This window comes from Microbacterium sp. P2_F9, from assembly GCF_056403635.1.
The window spans coordinates 1-15,792 of record NZ_JBFUFC010000086.1 but is presented as its reverse complement, the minus strand read 5'-3'; the positions used below and the strand labels follow the sequence as shown (position 1 = coordinate 15,792).

General features: G+C 69.3%; 15 protein-coding genes. 5 read left to right on the top strand and 10 right to left on the bottom strand.

Annotation, left to right across the window (positions count from 1 at the left end):
- Positions 1-1,153, bottom strand: a 1,153-nt coding sequence (locus tag AC1DVT_RS10815) for a carboxyl transferase domain-containing protein (protein ID WP_477388816.1), incomplete at its 3' end; no start/stop codon positions are given.
- A gap of 114 nt (positions 1,154-1,267) precedes the next feature.
- Between AC1DVT_RS10815 and AC1DVT_RS10810 the strand changes: the two genes are divergently transcribed.
- Entirely contained in the window at positions 1,268-1,864 is a 597-nt protein-coding gene (locus AC1DVT_RS10810; protein ID WP_457098754.1) for an SACE_7040 family transcriptional regulator, read from the top strand.
- A gap of 39 nt (positions 1,865-1,903) precedes the next feature.
- On the opposite strand, the gene AC1DVT_RS10805 is transcribed toward AC1DVT_RS10810, so the two are convergent.
- Genes AC1DVT_RS10805 through pdhA form a run of 3 tightly spaced genes read right to left on the bottom strand, consistent with a single transcriptional unit; the run spans position 1,904 to position 5,438 of the window.
- Positions 1,904-3,313, bottom strand: coding sequence for a dihydrolipoamide acetyltransferase family protein (locus AC1DVT_RS10805; protein WP_457098755.1), 1,410 nt, complete (start codon positions 3,311-3,313; stop codon positions 1,904-1,906).
- Complete coding sequence (locus AC1DVT_RS10800) at positions 3,310-4,320, bottom strand: alpha-ketoacid dehydrogenase subunit beta (protein WP_457098756.1); 1,011 nt, start codon at positions 4,318-4,320, stop codon at positions 3,310-3,312. Before AC1DVT_RS10800 ends, AC1DVT_RS10805 begins: the two co-directional genes overlap by 4 nt.
- 2 nt (positions 4,321-4,322) lie before the next feature.
- The gene (gene pdhA, locus AC1DVT_RS10795) at positions 4,323-5,438 is read right to left on the bottom strand and encodes a pyruvate dehydrogenase (acetyl-transferring) E1 component subunit alpha (protein WP_457098757.1); all 1,116 of its coding nucleotides are present in this window, start codon (positions 5,436-5,438) and stop codon (positions 4,323-4,325) included.
- A 177-nt stretch (positions 5,439-5,615) separates the two neighbouring features.
- Between pdhA and AC1DVT_RS10790 the strand changes: the two genes are divergently transcribed.
- Positions 5,616-6,089, top strand: coding sequence for an Lrp/AsnC family transcriptional regulator (locus AC1DVT_RS10790; protein WP_457098758.1), 474 nt, complete (start codon positions 5,616-5,618; stop codon positions 6,087-6,089).
- Here the strand turns inward: AC1DVT_RS10790 and AC1DVT_RS10785 are convergent.
- Positions 6,061-7,053 carry a DMT family transporter gene (locus AC1DVT_RS10785; RefSeq protein ID WP_457098759.1) on the bottom strand — a complete coding sequence of 331 codons (993 nt, stop codon included), beginning with the start codon at positions 7,051-7,053 and terminating at the stop codon, positions 6,061-6,063. The two genes, AC1DVT_RS10790 and AC1DVT_RS10785, sit on opposite strands and share 29 nt — an antisense overlap.
- 75 nt (positions 7,054-7,128) lie before the next feature.
- On the opposite strand from AC1DVT_RS10785, the gene AC1DVT_RS10780 reads away from it, so the two are divergent.
- Positions 7,129-7,683: a CGNR zinc finger domain-containing protein gene (locus tag AC1DVT_RS10780; RefSeq protein ID WP_477388812.1), complete on the top strand. Its 555-nt coding sequence runs from the start codon at positions 7,129-7,131 to the stop codon at positions 7,681-7,683.
- On the opposite strand, the gene AC1DVT_RS10775 is transcribed toward AC1DVT_RS10780, so the two are convergent.
- A complete protein-coding gene (locus tag AC1DVT_RS10775; RefSeq protein WP_457098761.1) occupies positions 7,643-8,542 on the bottom strand; it encodes an alpha/beta fold hydrolase in 900 nt (299 codons plus the stop codon). The genes AC1DVT_RS10780 and AC1DVT_RS10775 overlap by 41 nt on opposite strands.
- 60 nt (positions 8,543-8,602) lie before the next feature.
- Here AC1DVT_RS10775 and AC1DVT_RS10770 point away from each other — a divergent pair, with 60 nt between their 5' ends.
- A complete protein-coding gene (locus AC1DVT_RS10770; protein WP_477388810.1) occupies positions 8,603-9,334 on the top strand; it encodes an exonuclease domain-containing protein in 732 nt (243 codons plus the stop codon).
- Positions 9,335-9,454: 120 nt separating this feature from the next.
- Here AC1DVT_RS10770 and AC1DVT_RS10765 read toward each other — a convergent pair whose 3' ends face one another.
- The 3 genes from AC1DVT_RS10765 to AC1DVT_RS10755 all read right to left on the bottom strand — a co-directional run bounded on the left by AC1DVT_RS10765 (position 9,455) and on the right by AC1DVT_RS10755 (position 13,304).
- Positions 9,455-10,555 carry a branched-chain amino acid aminotransferase gene (locus tag AC1DVT_RS10765; protein WP_457098763.1) on the bottom strand — a complete coding sequence of 367 codons (1,101 nt, stop codon included), beginning with the start codon at positions 10,553-10,555 and terminating at the stop codon, positions 9,455-9,457.
- Between the two features lie 98 nt (positions 10,556-10,653).
- Complete coding sequence (locus tag AC1DVT_RS10760) at positions 10,654-11,718, bottom strand: 3-isopropylmalate dehydrogenase (RefSeq protein WP_477388808.1); 1,065 nt, start codon at positions 11,716-11,718, stop codon at positions 10,654-10,656.
- Between the two features lie 44 nt (positions 11,719-11,762).
- Entirely contained in the window at positions 11,763-13,304 is a 1,542-nt protein-coding gene (locus AC1DVT_RS10755) for an MFS transporter (RefSeq protein ID WP_477388806.1), read from the bottom strand.
- A gap of 67 nt (positions 13,305-13,371) precedes the next feature.
- On the opposite strand from AC1DVT_RS10755, the gene AC1DVT_RS10750 reads away from it, so the two are divergent.
- Positions 13,372-13,917 (top strand): TetR/AcrR family transcriptional regulator, encoded by a 546-nt coding sequence (locus AC1DVT_RS10750; RefSeq protein WP_477388804.1) that lies wholly within the window; start codon positions 13,372-13,374, stop codon positions 13,915-13,917.
- Between the two features lie 24 nt (positions 13,918-13,941).
- Here AC1DVT_RS10750 and serA read toward each other — a convergent pair whose 3' ends face one another.
- Positions 13,942-15,558 (bottom strand): phosphoglycerate dehydrogenase, encoded by a 1,617-nt coding sequence (gene serA, locus AC1DVT_RS10745; RefSeq protein ID WP_457098768.1) that lies wholly within the window; start codon positions 15,556-15,558, stop codon positions 13,942-13,944.
- Positions 15,559-15,792 lie beyond the last annotated feature (234 nt).

Genomic DNA, 15,792 nt, shown 5'->3' with positions numbered 1-15,792 from the left:
CGGCATCCGTTCCGACCATGAAGCCCGAGATGTTCTGCAGGAACAGGATCGGCGTCTCCCGCTGGTCGCACAGTTCGATGAAGTGCGCGCCCTTGAGCGCCGACTCGCCGAACAGCACGCCGTTGTTCGCGACGATCCCGACCGGATGGCCATGGATGTGCGCGAAGCCCGTGACGAGGGTCGTGCCGTACTCGCGCTTGAACTCGTGGAACTCGCTCCCGTCGACGAGGCGCGCGATCACCTCTCGCACGTCGTAGGGCTGGTTGACGTCCACCGGCACCACGCCGTACAGGTCTGCCGGGTCGGCGACCGGGTCGACCGCCTCGCGCACGCGGACGAAGGGCTCCGCCGGAGGCGGGAGGGTCGCGACGATGTCGCGGACGATTTCGAGTGCCTGTTCGTCATCGTCGGCGAGGTGGTCAACGACCCCGGAGCGGCGCGCGTGCAGCTCTCCCCCGCCGAGCTCCTCTGCCGTGACGATCTCGCCGATCGCGGCTTTGACCAGGGGTGGTCCGCCGAGGAAGATCGTGCCCTGATTGCGGACGATGACCGTCTCATCGCTCATCGCGGGCACGTATGCCCCGCCGGCGGTGCACGATCCGAGCACAGCGGCGATCTGCGGGATGCCCACCGCCGACAGCCGGGCCTGGTTGTAGAAGATCCGGCCGAAGTGGTCGCGATCGGGGAACACCTCGTCCTGCATGGGAAGGAATGCGCCGCCGGAGTCGACCAGGTACACGCACGGCAGCCGGTTCTCGAGCGCCACTTCCTGGGCGCGGAGATGCTTCTTCACCGTCAGCGGGTAGTAGGTGCCGCCCTTGACCGTCGCATCGTTGCAGACCACCATGACGTGTCGACCGTGGACCAGCCCGATCCCGGTGATGAGACCCGCGGCGGGCGCCTCACCGTCGTAGAGTCCGTCGGCGGCCAGCGGCGCCAGTTCGAGGAACGGACTGCCCTCATCGAGCAGGCGCGCGACACGATCCCTGGGCAGCAGCTTGCCCCGTGAGACATGTCGCTCGCGTGAGCCGATCGGCMCGCCTTCTGCCGTCCGGGCGCGCTTGTCGCGCAGCGCCCCGGCCAGCGCACGCTGGCCCTGATCGTTCCGTTCGAACGCCTCGTCGCGGGTCGCGACGCTGGGCAGAGCGCTCATCACACCTCCGACGTCGACATCGACGTCACGATCGGATCACATCGGTTGATCGATCCCACACGGACTGGTTAGTGTTCACTAACTGGGTCACCAGGTTAGCGAGGATTAACTGAAATGACAAGTGGTCTCACCGAGCGTGATCGCGCGAAAGCCGACCGCCATGCGGCGCTGCTGCACGAGGCTTCGCGACTGTTCGCCGAGCGCGGCTTCAGCGGCGTGAGCCTCGAAGACCTCGGCGCCGCCGTCGGCGTGAGCGGTCCGGCCGTCTATCGCCACTTCGCGAACAAGCAGGCGCTCCTCGGGGCGATCCTGGTCGGCGTCAGCGAACGCCTCCTCGCCGGCGGCCAGGAGGTCGTCGGAACGGATGCCGCGGCCGCGACTCAGCTGAACGCCCTGGTGCGCTTCCACGTCGACTTCGCCCTGAGCGATGCCGACGTCATCCGCGTGCAGGACCGTGATCTCGCAAGCCTGAGCGACGCCGATCGCAGCACGGTGCGGCGGCTGCAACGGGCGTACGTCGAGCTGTGGATGGGCGTCCTCGCGCGGCTGCACCCGACCCGGGCGGTCAGCGACCTCCGCGTGCGCGCGCACGCGTGCTTCGGCCTCATCAACTCGACGCCGCACAGCGTGCGCGGCGGGCGCGATACGCCCGCAGACAGCACCGTGCGCGGCATCCTGGAGACGATGGCCCTCTCGGCGCTCGAGATCTGAGTTCCAGATCTCGAGCGCCGAGATCCCCAGCACCTGCCCTCAGCCCAGCAGCATCGCCCGTCCGGGTTCGCGCAGGACTCCCCCGAGATCGGTCAGGAATCGCGCGCCCTGCGCACCGTCGACCAGGCGATGATCGAACGACAGGCTCAGTGTCATGACGTCGCGCAGCGCGATCTCGCCGCGGTGCTCCCACGGCTGACGACGCACCGCGCCGAGGGCGAGGATGCCCGCCTCCCCCGGATTGATGATCGGGGTGCCCGCGTCGACGCCGAAGACGCCGACGTTGGAAATCGAGAACGTGCCGCCCATCATGTCCACCGGAGGCGTCTTGCCTGACCGGGCCAGCTCGGCGAGACGGCCGATGGCGCCAGCAAGTTCGACGAGGTTGAGCTGATCGGCATCGCGGATCACCGGAACGATGAGACCGCGGTCGGTCGCCGCCGCGATGCCGAGGTTGACGTACGTCGGTTCGACGATCTCGCCGGCTTCGGCATCCCACCGCGAATTGAGTCCGGGCGTGCGCTGGAGCGCGAGGCAGGTCGCCTTCGCGGCGATGGCCATGACGCCGATGCGCTGATCCTGCAGGCTGCGATCGGCCTTGAATGAGGCGACCAGTTCCATGGTCGCTGTCACGTCGACCGTGAGGAACGTCGTGACGTGCGGGGCGGTGAACGCGGAGCGCACCATCGCCTCGGCGGTGAACTTGCGCACGCCGCGGATCGGGATGCGGCGCTCTCGCGGCCGATCGGCGGCGAGCGCCGCCGGCGACGCGGGAATCGCCTCGTGTGGCTCTTCGCCACTGGCGACGCCCGCCGTGCCGACGCGCTCGGCGTAGGCCTCGACATCCGCCCGCGTGATCAGTCCGGTCTCGCTGGAGGGCTCGATCAGCGCGAGGTCGACCCCGAGGTCTTTGGCGAGCTTGCGCACCGGCGGCGTGGACCGACGCCGCTCGGTCGGGGCATCCACGATCTCCGGCGCGTGCAGCACGTCGTGCGGAGCGGCCTCGAGCACCGCGGTGTCGGCGGAGCCGGCAGGGACGGATGCCGCGAACGTGCGGGCCCGTCGCTGCGGACGTCCGGCGGCACGAGGTGCGGCGCCATAGCCGACGAGGTTCGGGGTCGCCTTCTCGGCCGGGGCATCGGCGTGGTCTGCGGGCGCACTCGCCGCCGCGACGGCGACGTCCGGCGGCGGGGCGGACGCGGCATCCGCTCCGGCCACCTCGAAGGCGATGAGCACCGCTCCGACCTCGACGACGTCGCCCGCCTGGGCGTGCAGCGCCGACACCGTGCCCGCGAACGGCGAAGGCAGCTCGACGATCGCCTTGGCGGTCTCGACCTCGGCGATGGTCTGGTTCAAGGTGACGGTGTCGCCCTCGGCCACGAGCCACTGGACGAGCTCCGCCTCGGGGAGTCCTTCACCGAGGTCGGGCAGTCGGAATTCCTCGATCACAGGTCCACCCCCGCCAGGCTGTTCGGCCGGTCGAGGACGCGGTCGACCGCGTCGAGGATCCGGTCGAGGTCGGGCAGATGGTACTTCTCGAGCTTCGCCGGCGGGTAGGGGATGTCGTGTCCGGTCACTCGCACCGGGGCCGACTCCAGGTAGTTGAAGCACTTCTCGGTGACGCTCGCGATGAGCTCTGCCCCCACGCCCGCTTCCCGCGCGGCTTCGTGCGTGACGACGACGCGCCCGGTCTTGCGCACGGAGGCGGTGACGGTGCGGTAGTCCACCGGCGAGATCGAGCGCAGGTCGATGACCTCGATCGAGATCCCGTCGTCTTCGGCCGCGGTCGCGGCGTCGAGTGCCGTCGCGACCTGAGCGCCGTAGGTGAGCAGCGTCACGTCCGAACCCTCGCGGGCGATGCGCGCGAGGCCCATCGGGGGCGCATCGGCGAGATGGATGTCGAGTTCGACGTCGCCCTTGGTGTGGTACAGCCGCTTCGGCTCGAAGTAGACGACGGGGTCGTCCGAGGCGATCGCCTGGCGGAGCATCAGGTACGCGTCCTGAGGATTAGACACCGCCACCACGCGCAGCCCGGAGGTGTGCACGAAGTACGCCTCCGGCGACTCGGAGTGGTGCTCGGCCGCACCGACTCCGCCGGCCCAGGGAATCCGGATGGTGATCGGCATCTTGACGTTGCCGCGCGTGCGGTAGTGCATCTTCGCGACCTGGCAGACGATCTGGTCGAACGCAGGATAGACGAAGCCGTCGAACTGGATCTCGACCACCGGGCGGAAGCCGCGGAACGCGAGGCCGACTGCCGCGCCCATGATCCCGGACTCCGCGAGCGGGGTGTCGATGACGCGGGCGGCGCCGAACTCATCGAGGAGCCCATCGGTGACACGGAAGACGCCGCCGAGCTTGCCGATGTCCTCGCCCATGACGAGCACCTTGGGGTCGTCGGCCATCGCGCGTCGCAGGCCCTCGTTGACGGCTTTCGCCATGGTGAGCTGAACCATGATCAGGCCTCCACGGACTGGAAGCCGGCCAGGTACGCCGCGAACGCCGTGCGCTGCTCGTCGAGGCCGCTGTGCGGCTCGGCGTAGACATGGTCGAGCACGCCGATCGGCTCGCGGGAGCGCGCACCGAGGGCTGCTCCCCGCACCGCTGCGGCCAGGCGATCCGCCTCGGCATCGACATCCGCGCGGAAGTCGTCGGGGAACTCGCCCTGCGCGCGGAGGAGCGCTTCGACACGCAGGATCGGATCGCGCCGACGCCACCGCTCCACCTCGTCCTTGTCGCGGTAGCGGGTCGGGTCGTCGGAGGTCGTGTGCGGGCCCATCCGGTAGGTCACGGCCTCGATGAAGGCGGGACCACGGCCGTGCCGAGCGTGGTCGAGCGCCCAGCGCATCGCCGCGAGGCTCGCGAGGGCGTCGTTGCCGTCGATGCGCAGGCTCGGGATGCCGAAGCCCGGCGCTCGGCCGGCGATCGGGAACTTCGCCTGAACGGTCACGGGCTCGGAGATCGCCCACTGGTTGTTGGTGCACACGAACACCGCCGGTGCGCGGAACGAGGAGGCGAACACCATCGCCTCGTTCACATCGCCCTGGCTGGTGGCGCCATCGCCGAAGTACGCGACGGCCACCTGGTCGGTGCCATCGCGCTGGATGCCCATGGCATAGCCCACCGCGTGCAGCGACTGCGCGCCGATGATGATCTGGGGCGTCGCGGTGTTGATGTCGTAGGGGTTGTAGGTGGAGTGCTCCTCCCCCCGCCAGGCCAGCACGAAGTCGGCGGGCTTTGCGCCTCGGACGAAGTTGACGCCGATCTCGCGGTAGCTGGGGAAGACGAAGTCGTCCCGGCGGAGCGCGCGAGCGGTGCCGACCTGCACGCCCTCCTGACCCTGGCAGGGCGCCCAGAGTCCGAGCTGGCCCTGCCGCTGCAGGGCGACGCCCTCGGTGTCGATGCGGCGGACCAGCGTCATGTCGCGGTATAGGCTGCGGAGCACCTCGGCGTCGACGTCGGCCACGAATCGGTCGAGGTCGGGATCGGAGATGCGCTCGCCGTCCTCGGTGACCAGTCGGGCCACGTGCTCGAGGTCGCCTGCCACTTCGGTTCTCGGTGTGAGGGTGTACATCGTCGTTTCCCTTCGTCGCGGCGGTCAGCCCTCGTGAGGCGGCCCGCCGTTCCAGGCGCCGGCAACGTCGCCGACAGCTGAAGAATACGTCGCTGAAGCACCTCGCTCAACCATTGGTGATCCGCTTGAGCATGTTGACCAGCATCAGCGGGTAATGGCGTGCTAAAGTTTCGCACTATGAGCACTCTCGACCGATTCGACTTGGAACTGCTCGCGGCCCTCTCGGCAGACCCGCGTGCCACGGTCGTCGCGCTCGCAGAACGTCTCGGACTGTCCCGCAACACGGTGCAGGCGCGCATGGCGCGCCTCGAGCGGGCCGGTGTCTTCCTCTCCTACGAGCGGGCGATCTCCTCGTCGGCGCTGGGCTTTCCGATCGAGGCGTTCATCAGCGCCATCGTGCGCCAGGCAGATCTTCCGCGCATCACCGCCGAGCTCGCGAACGTTCCGGAGATCGTCCAGGTGCACGGACTGAGCGGGCAGGTCGATCTGCTCATTCGCGTCGCCTGCCGCGACACACAGCATCTCTTCGACACGGATGCCCGCATCCTCGCGATCGACGGGATCGAGCGTACCGAGACCTCACTCGTGATGGGCGAAGTGATCGGCTATCGCGTGACGCCGCTCATGGAATTGGCACAGCAGGAGGAGTAGGCCTCTCGGCCGTTCCCTCGGTGCCGGCATCGGCTCGCACGAGCACGACGCCGACCAGGATGAGCGCGCCGCCGACGAACTGGATCGGTGCGGGCACCTCGCCGAGCAGCAGCCAGGCGAACCCGAGGGCGAACAGCACTTCCGAGAGGCCGACGAACGACGCCACCCGCGACCCGATCCGAGGCACGGCCATGACGCCGAAGGCATAGCCGATCGTCGTCGCGACGCCGGCGACCCACAGCATCGGCACGATCGATGGCATGACCATTCCGCCCAGGACGACATCCACCGCCGGTGCCTCGAACGGCAGGACGCCGATCGCGCAGAGGACCGCCATGAGCACCGCGCCGGTGAGCAGGCCGCCGGACGCAAGCGCGAGTGGCGGCAGGTCATCGCCGGCGCGCTCGGAGATCAGGAAGTAGGCGCCGACGCAGACCGCGGCTCCGAGCGCGAGCAGGGTTCCGATGAGGTCGAAGTGCGCGCCCGCGATGTCGACGACGAGCACGAGGCCGATGACGGCGACCGCGGATCCGATCAGGACCAGTCGCGAGGGGGCGCGTCGTGTGCGCACCCAGGCGAGGCCCACGAGCAGAACGGGTGCGAGGTACTGGATGAGCAGGGCGATGGCCACGGGCATCCGCTGCATCGCGGAGAAGAAGAGCAGCTGGCACCCGGCGACCGCCGTCAGGCCGAACCCGAGGATGAGCATCCCGTGGCGGCGGAGGAACGAGCGTTCCCGCACGATCGCGACGATCAGCGCGGGCGACAGCAGCAGGCCGGAGATGCCCATGCGGATCAGCAGCGCGGCGCCGAGCGACCAACCTTCGTCCAGGAGCGGCTTGACGACCGGACCGCTCGAGGAGAACGCCAGGGCGGACGCCACCGCCAGGGCGAGTCCCGCCGTTCGGATCCGCGAGGCCGACGCGACCTGGGGCAGCGTGAGCGAAGCGGTCGATGTGCTCATGGCGGGAATCCGGACTGTCAGGAGTGTTCTATCAGTACACTGGTGACACTATCGATCGGGCAGTCAGGAGTCAACATGGTCTTCATTCATGACACGCAGCGATCGCTCGCGGCCACGGTCGACCTGGTGAACACCCTCCCCGGCGTCGACGATCCCGACCGGCTGCAGACGCTCGACGATCTCAATGCGTACCTCGCCGCCAACCCCTACACCGGGCGCATCCGACGCGACAGGGCCGAGCTGGCCGCGATGCGCGGCATCCGTCTTCGTCTGCGGGCGCTCTGGGATGTCGACCGCGACAGCGCGGTCCCGCTCGTGAACGCGATGCTCCGCGACGGCGGCGCACTCCCCCAGCTCACGATCCACGACGGGTACGACTGGCACGTCCACGCGACTTCGGATGACGCGCCGCTCGCCACTCGGATCCTCGTGGAGGCCGCGATGGCCTTCGTCGATGTGATCCGCGCGAACGAGTACGACCGGGTGCGCGTCTGCTCCGCAGACGACTGCGCCTCGGTCTATGTCGACTACTCGCGCAACGGCTCCAAGCGATACTGCGACACCGGCAACTGCGGCAACCGGATGAACGTCAACGCGTACCGGGCGCGGAAGGCGCGAGAAACCGTCTGATCGCATCGGCTGCCGGCGCGGGCGTCTCGTAGTGGATGAGGTGCCCGACCTCGGGGATCTCGACCAGCTCGGCGTCAGGGAAGATGCCCGCCAGGACGCGTTCGGCTTCGATGGGCGTGATGTCGTCCTTCTGCGCAGCCACGAGCAGCGTGGGCTGCGCGATCTGCGCCGCGAACTCGCTGACATCATGTGAGACGGATGCCACGAAGGCGTCGTGCAGCACATCCCGGTCGGCGAAGCGCGAGAAATAGGTGTCGTGCTGGTCATGGATGAACCGGCGCAGCTCGGTCTCTCGGGTCTTCGCCATCGACACGCTCATGACGCGCACGATGAGGCCACTGCGCAGCAGGGCGTCGCCCATACGCTCGGGAAGCTTCGCGCCGGCCCAGTAGTAGAAGACCGCCAGCCGGGTGAGGATGCCGCGGGGACCTTCGAGCGCCGGAGCGCCGATCGGGTTCACGAGGATGACCTGCGGCGTCGCCAGGCCGCGCGCGACCGCCGCCGATACGACGATCGATCCGAACGAGTGGCCGAGGATGATCGCTCCCGGCGCCACCGCCGCGACGAAGGCCTCGAGCCAGTCGGCATAGGCGTCGAGGTCGTGGCGTCTGCCGGGCAGCGGCGGTGTCTCGCCGAAACCGGGCAGGTCGGGCGAGATGATGCGCAGCTCGGGCAGATGGGCGACCACCGGTTCGAGTCCGTGGTGCTCGCCGCGGAAGCCGTGGACTGCGACCACGACGGTGGCGGCATCCGCCGGACCGTAATCCCAGTACGCGGTCGTGCCGCCGAGCACCGCGGCTTCGCGGCGCACGACCGGGACGCGCTCGACGAGCGCGGCGTAGGGACTCACAGTGGGCATCACCCGAGTCTACGGAGCGCCTCGACCCCGATGTCGGAGGTCGCACATACCGTGATCGGCATGGACCACTGGCAACCCGAGCAGCTCGAGTTGTTCGATCGGCCCGAGTGGACCAGGGTGGTCGGCGTGTTCGATCTCGAGACGACCGGCATCGATGTGACCTCCGACCGCATCGTCACCGCCCACGTCGGAGTGCTGGATGCCTCGGGCCGGGTGATCAGCGCGCGCGACTGGCTTGCCGATCCCGGCGTCGAGATCCCCGAAGGCGCGGCGGCGATCCATGGCGTGACGACCGCCCATGCCCGCACGCACGGGGCTCCGGCGGCGCAGGTCGTCGCCGCCGTAGTGCTGGCCCTTCGGGCCCTCCTCGACGAGGGGATCCCGGTCGTCGCGTACAACGCCCCGTATGACTTCTCGCTGCTCAAGCACGAGGCGATCCGGCATGGCGTCGACCCGATCCTCTCCCCCGCGCCGGTCATCGATCCGCTCGTCGTCGACAAGGCGTTCGACCGCTGGCGCCGAGGCAAGCGCACGCTCACCCATGTCGCCGAGCACTACGCGGTCCGCCTCGACGGCGCGCACGAGGCATCCGCCGATGCCGTTGCTGCCGGCCGCGTGGCCCAAGCCCTCGCCGACCGGTTCGCCGGATCGCTGCCGGTCACGGCTCAGGAGCTGCACACCCGGCAGATCGCGTGGGCGCGTGCCCAGGCCGCGAGCCTGACTGACTATTTCATCCAGATCGGCCGCCTCGAGCCCGACGACCATCTCGACGGCAGCTGGCCGATCCGCTGACCGCGGTCCGGCCCGAAGCCCGGCTCGCGCTGCCGAAACCGCCTCACGCGCCCGAACGAATCGGCCGCGAATGGCGGTTTGGACAGCGCGAGCGATCCCGGCGCGGCCGACGCGAACGCGTCAGGCGTCGAGGCGGACGAGCCAGCCGTGCTTGTCTTCGCGGCGGCCGTACTGGATGTCGGTGAGCTCCTCGCGCAGCGACAGCGCGAGTTCGCCGACTGGCTGCTCGTCGAGGAAGTCCTTGCCCTTGAGCACGCCGATCGGGGTCACCACGGCGGCGGTGCCGCAGGCGAAGACCTCGACGATGTCGCCGGATGCGACATCCGTCCGCCACTCGTCGAGCGAGATCGCCCGGCGCTCGACCTTGTGACCGCGGTCCTCAGCGAGCTGCAGGATGGAGTCGCGCGTGATGCCCTCGAGGATCGACGGGGAGTGCGGGGTCACGATCGTCCCGTCCTTGTAGACGAACAGCACGTTCATGCCGCCGAGCTCTTCGACGTTGCGGTCCTGGTCGAGGAAGACGACCTGGTCGCACCCGTTCTCGTACGCCTCTGACTGCGGCAGCAGGCTCGCGGCGTAGTTGCCGCCGGTCTTCGCCGCGCCGGTGCCGCCCTTGCCGGCACGCGCGTAGTCCTCGGAGAGCCAGATCGTGACCGGGTTCACGCCGCCGTGGAAGTAGGCGCCGGCGGGGCTGGCGATCAGGTAGTAGGCGACCTTCTGCGCGGGGCGCACCCCGAGGAACGCCTCCTTCGCGAACATGAAGGGTCGCAGATACAGGCTCTGGTCGACGCCGGACGGCACCCAGTCGCCGTCGACGGCGATGAGCTCGCGCAGCGACTGGAGGAAGTACGGCACCGGAAGCTCCGGCAGAGCGAGACGACGCGCGCTGCGCTGCAGGCGGCGGGCGTTCTGCTCGGGGCGGAAGGTGTGGATCGAGCCGTCCGCGTGGCGGTAGGCCTTGATGCCCTCGAAGATCTCCTGGCCGTAGTGCAGCACCGCGGCGGCCGGATCGAGCGTGATCGGGCCGTAGGGCTGCACTCGCGGACGATGCCAGCCTCCTCCGGCCGACCAGCAGACATCGACCATGTGGTCGGTGAACTTCTGCCCGAAGCCGGGGTTCTGGAGGATCTCCTCGCGCTGCGCGGGGTTCTTCGCTGCGAGGTTCCTGGTGACGGCGAACTCGAGCGGAGCGAGAGCGGTGTCGGTGTCGATGAGGGTCATAGTCACGCCTGTGTTCTGTGACCGCACTCGCGTGCGGGGTGGAGGGTGCCGGCGACGGCGATCGCGTTCTCCCAGGTTACGCCCGGCCGGTGCCGGGTTCACCCGAGACGGGATGCGATCGCATCGCCGATCTGAGCTGTGGTGCGGACGACGGTGCCGCGAGCGGCGATGTCGTCCTCGACCGCGCGGGTGACACGGTGCGCTTCGTATTCCAGCCCGAGGTGATCGAGCAGGAGGCTGATGGACAGGATCGCGGCCGTGGGGTCGGCCACCTGCCTGCCCGCGATGTCCGGCGCCGAGCCGTGGACGGGCTCGAACATCGAGGGGAACGAGCCGTCCGGGTTGATGTTGCCCGAAGCGGCGAGGCCGATGCCACCGGTGACGGCGCCTGCCAGGTCCGTGAGGATGTCGCCGAAGAGGTTGTCGGTGACTATCACGTCGAAGCGACCGGGGTTCGTGACCAGGAAGATGGTCGCTGCATCGACGTGCAGGTAGTCTACGGCGACCTCCGGGTGCTCCTGCGCCACGGCGTCGACGATTCGCTGCCAGATGCTGCCGGCGTGCACGAGCACGTTCGTCTTGTGCACGAGGGTGAGCTTCTGCCGGCGACGCTCGGCGAGCTCGAAGGCATAGCGTACGACGCGCTCCACCCCGAAGGCAGTGTTGACCGACGTCTCGTTGGCGATCTCGTGCGGCGTGCCCTTGCGGATGGATCCGCCGTTGCCGACATACGGCCCCTCCGTGCCCTCGCGGACGACGACGAAGTCGATCTCGCCCGGCTCGGCGAGCGGGCCGGGCACGCCCGGGTAGAGCTTGGAGGGCCGCAGATTCACGTAGTGGTCGAGCTCGAACCGCAGCTTCAGCAGCAGTCCGCGCTCGATGTTCGCGTTCTTCAGGCGCGGGTCGCCAGGTACCCCGCCGACAGCGCCGAGGAGGATGGCGTCGTGCCCCTTGATCGCGTCGAGATCGGCATCCGTCAGCGTGTCGCCGGTCTCGAGGAAACGTGCCGCTCCCAGCGAGAAATGGGTCTTTTCGAAGCGGATGCCGCTGCCCGCCGTCGCGGCATCCAGCACCTTCTCCGCCTCGGCGACGACCTCCGGACCGATGCCGTCACCGGGGATGACGGCAAGCTTCACGGTCCTGGTCTCATGCGCACTCGACATGCCTCTCAGCGTACCGGCGGTCGGGAGTGCGACTCGTCGCGGCGTCAGTGGTCGCGGGCTCCGCGCAGCGTGACGGCGGCGATCACCGCGGCCACGGCGACGAGCGCCGCGCCGATGAGCGCCGTGACCGTGACGCCTCCGTCGAACGCGAGCGCCGCGGCATCCCGGATTGCCGTGCCGAGCTCTCCCCCGACCGTGTCGGCGGCGTGCACGGCCCCTGCCAGCGTCTCCCGCGCGGCATCGGCCGCCTCGGCCGGGATCCCGGCCGGGAGCTGCAGATTCAGGCGATAGAGCGCCGTCAGGAGACCCCCGAGGACGGAGGTGCCGAGCACCGCGCCGAGCTCGTACGCGGTCTCCGACACCGCGCTGGCCGCGCCCGCCTTGTCCGGCGGCGCGCTGGAGAGGATCAGCTCGTTCGACACGGTCTCGGCCATGCCGATCCCGATGCCGAGGGCCATGAACGCGGCGATCATCGCCACGAGGCTGTCGCTGCCCGCCACCAGCGCAACGGTGACGTACCCGCCGATCGACAGGGTCAGGGCCGCGGGCACGACAACCCGCGGCGAGAAGCGCTTCGAGATGGGCACCACGACGAGGCCGGCCACGATCATCGCGACCAGGCCGGGCAGCAGCGCCAGCCCGGCCGCCATCGGGCTGAGGCCGACGATCAGCTGGAGGTGCTGGGCGATGAAGTAGAGGAATCCGACGAGTGCGACCACGCTGAGCAGGTTGACCAGCAGGGCGCCGGAGAAGGTGGCTCGGCGGAACAGGCGCATGTCGAGCATGGGCTGCTCGGTGCGCAGCTGGCGTCGGACGAAGAGGATGCCGAAACCGATCCCGATCGCGATCCCCGCGGCGATCGGCGCGGTGACACCGTGAACGGCGACTTCCTTGATGCCGTACACGATCGGCACCATGGTGCCCAGCGACAGCAGGATGCTGATCGGATCGATGCGTCCCGGGTTCGGGTCGCGGCTCTCCGGCACGAGCAGCGGTGCGAGCACCAGCAGCGGCACGAGCACCGGCACCGAGAGGAGGAACACCGAACCCCACGCGAAGTGCTCGAGGAGCAGTCCACCGACGATCGGGCCGAGCGCGGACCCCGCCGAGAACCCGGCGGCCCACACCGCGATCGCGAGGCGGCGCTGATTGCGGTCGGTGAAGATGCCGCGCAGCAGCGAGAGCGTCGACGGCATCAGCATCGCGCCGAAGACGCCCATGCCGGCGCGTGCGGCGATGAGCAGGGCCGCGGTCGGCGCGAAGGCCGCGAGCATGGACACCGCGGCGAAGCCGGTCGCGCCGATCAGCAGCATCCTTCGTCGTCCGAACCGGTCGCCGAGCGAGCCCATGGTCACGAGCAGGCTCGCGAGGACGAGCGGGTAGGCGTCGATGATCCAGAGCTGCTGGATGCTCGTCGGGGCGAGGTCGAGCGAGATCGCCGGCAGGGCGAAGCTCAGCACCGTGTTGTCGACGGACACGAGCAGCACGGGCAGCATGAGCACCGCCAGCGCGACCCAGCCGCGCCATCCGACGCGGCGCCCCTGTGCGTCAGCGAGCGCGAGATCTTGAGTGAGTGTAGTCGTCATGAGTTAGTAAACCGTCCAGCCGGTATAGTATCACGTTCATGCCACCCCGCTCGATACGATCAAGCCCATGAGCCGTCCCCCGCGTGCCCGCGAGAGCGTCCTCGATGCCTTCGAGGGACTCCTCATCGACGACGGCGGGCGCGCAGCGACGATGGATGCCACGGCTCGCGCCGCCGGCGTCTCCAAGGGCGGCCTGCTCTACCACTTCGCGTCGAAGGACGCCCTCGAAGCGGGGCTCGTGGAGCGCCTCGGGCGGCTCGTCGACGAGGATCTCGCGGCGATGACCGCAGCGCCGGAAGGGCCGATCGCGTTCTTCCTGAGGACCTCCGTCATGGACGACGACCCGCTCGACCGGGCGATCATCTCCGTGTCACGCCTGGCCCAGGGCGGCTCCGCGAGCGCGAGCACCGCACTGCGCGACATGCGCGAGCGCTGGCAGAGTGCGCTGCGGCCGCATGCGCGCGGTGCCGCGGCGCTCGATCTCGTGATGCTCGTGAGCGACGGTCTCTACTTCAACAACGCGCTCGAGGGCGACGGCGTACCAGGTTCGGTGCCGGTAGGCACCGAACTTGATGCGCTCATCGCGCTCGTGCTCGAGGTCGCGGCGCGCTGACCGCGGGCACGCCAGGCGGCGCTGCTACGGCTCGGTGATCTCGATCTGCCGGAACAGGTCGGCGCCGACCGCGGCGCGCATGTCGTCGAGGATGTCCTCGGGAACCGGCGAGTCCACGGTGAGCACCGAGAGGGCGCGCCCGCTGGCGTCCGGGTGCGCCACCTGGAGGCTCTCGATGTTGATGTTCGCTGCTCCGAGTCGCTGACCGTAGATCGCCACGATTCCGGGCCGGTCGGCGTACCGCATCACGACGTGGTGCCGAGCGATCGCGACCTCGATCTCGTAGTCGTTGATCCCGACCACCTTGGGCACCATCCGCGTGCCCGCGAGGGTGCCCGCGACGGTCAGCACGCTGCCGTCAGACAGCGTGCCGCGGAGGATCGTGATGTTGCGGTAGAGCGGGCTCTCGGCTTCGACGATGAGGCGCGTTTCGATCCCACGCTGCTCCGCGAACAGCGGCGCGTTCACGTACGACACGTTCTCGCTGACGATGTTGGTGAAGATGCCCTTGAGCGCGGCGAGCCGGTAGACGCTCACGTCATACGCCGCGAGCTCGCCGCGCACCTCGATGTCGAGGGCCGTGAGAGCGCTCGGCGCGAGCGCCGTGAAGAACTGACCGAGCTGCTCGACCAGGGCGATGCCCGGGCGCACGAACGGGTCGATCACACCACCGGCGACGTTGACGGCATCCGGAACGAGGTCGCCCTCGAGCGCGAGCTTGACCGAGCGGGCGACCGAGACGCCCGCCTTCTCCTGCGCTTCTTCGGTCGACGCTCCCAGGTGCGGGGTGACCACGACGTTCGGCAGTCCGAGCAGCCGGTGCGCGGAACCGCCCTCGGCCGGCGGCTCGCTCGTGAAGACATCCAGACCCGCGCCGGCGATCACCCCGGTCGTGAGGGCTTCGTACAGCGCGTCCTCGTCGATGAGCCCACCGCGCGCGACATTGATGACGTAAGAGGTCGACTTCATCGCGGCCAGCTGCGCGGTGCCGATCATGCCCGTCGTCTCGGGGGTCTTCGGCATGTGCACCGTGACGAAGTCGCTCTGACGCAGCACCTCGTCGAAAGACAGCAGCTCGACCTGGAGCTGCTGCGCGCGTGCGGGGGTGACGTACGGGTCGTAACCGACCACGCGCACCCCGAAGGCGCGCAGGCGCTCGGCGATGAGGCCGCCGATGCGGCCGAGACCGAGGATGCCGACGGTCTTCTCGAACAGCTCGGCACCCGTGTAGGAGCTGCGCTTCCAGGCGCCGCCCGCGAGCGACGCGTTGGCGGCGGGGATGTGGCGAGCGAGGCTCAGGATGTGCCCGATGGTCAGTTCTGCGGCGGAGATGACATTGGATGTCGGGGCGTTCACGACCATGACGCCCGCGGCGGTCGACGCCTTGATGTCCACGTTGTCGAGCCCGACACCGGCGCGCGCGACGACCTTGAGCTGCGGTGCGGCCGCCAGTGCCTCCGCATCGATCCGGGTCGCCGAGCGGATGAGCACGGCGTGCGCGTCGGCGAGGGCCGCGAGAAGGGCAGGTCGGTCGGTGCCGTCGACATTGCGCACGTCGAAGTCGGGACCGAGCGCATCGATCGTGGCGGGCGAGAGCTCTTCAGCGATCAGCACCACGGGCTTCGACGCGGAATTCGACACAGGGGCAGGGTTCGTCACAGGGAGGGACCTTCGGTGCGGGTGCGCGAGGCGCGTGAATCGGGAGCCGATGCGCCGCACACCAGCGGGGGCGCGATCACGGTCAGTCTACCGGCTCGCCGTTCCGCGCCCCGCACTGTGACGGTGGGGGCGGATGCCTCGGCATGGCAGCTGACCCTGCCCATTGACGTCCGGTGCGGCCGGGAGGAAAATCCGGACTGGGGGCGACTTTGGGGG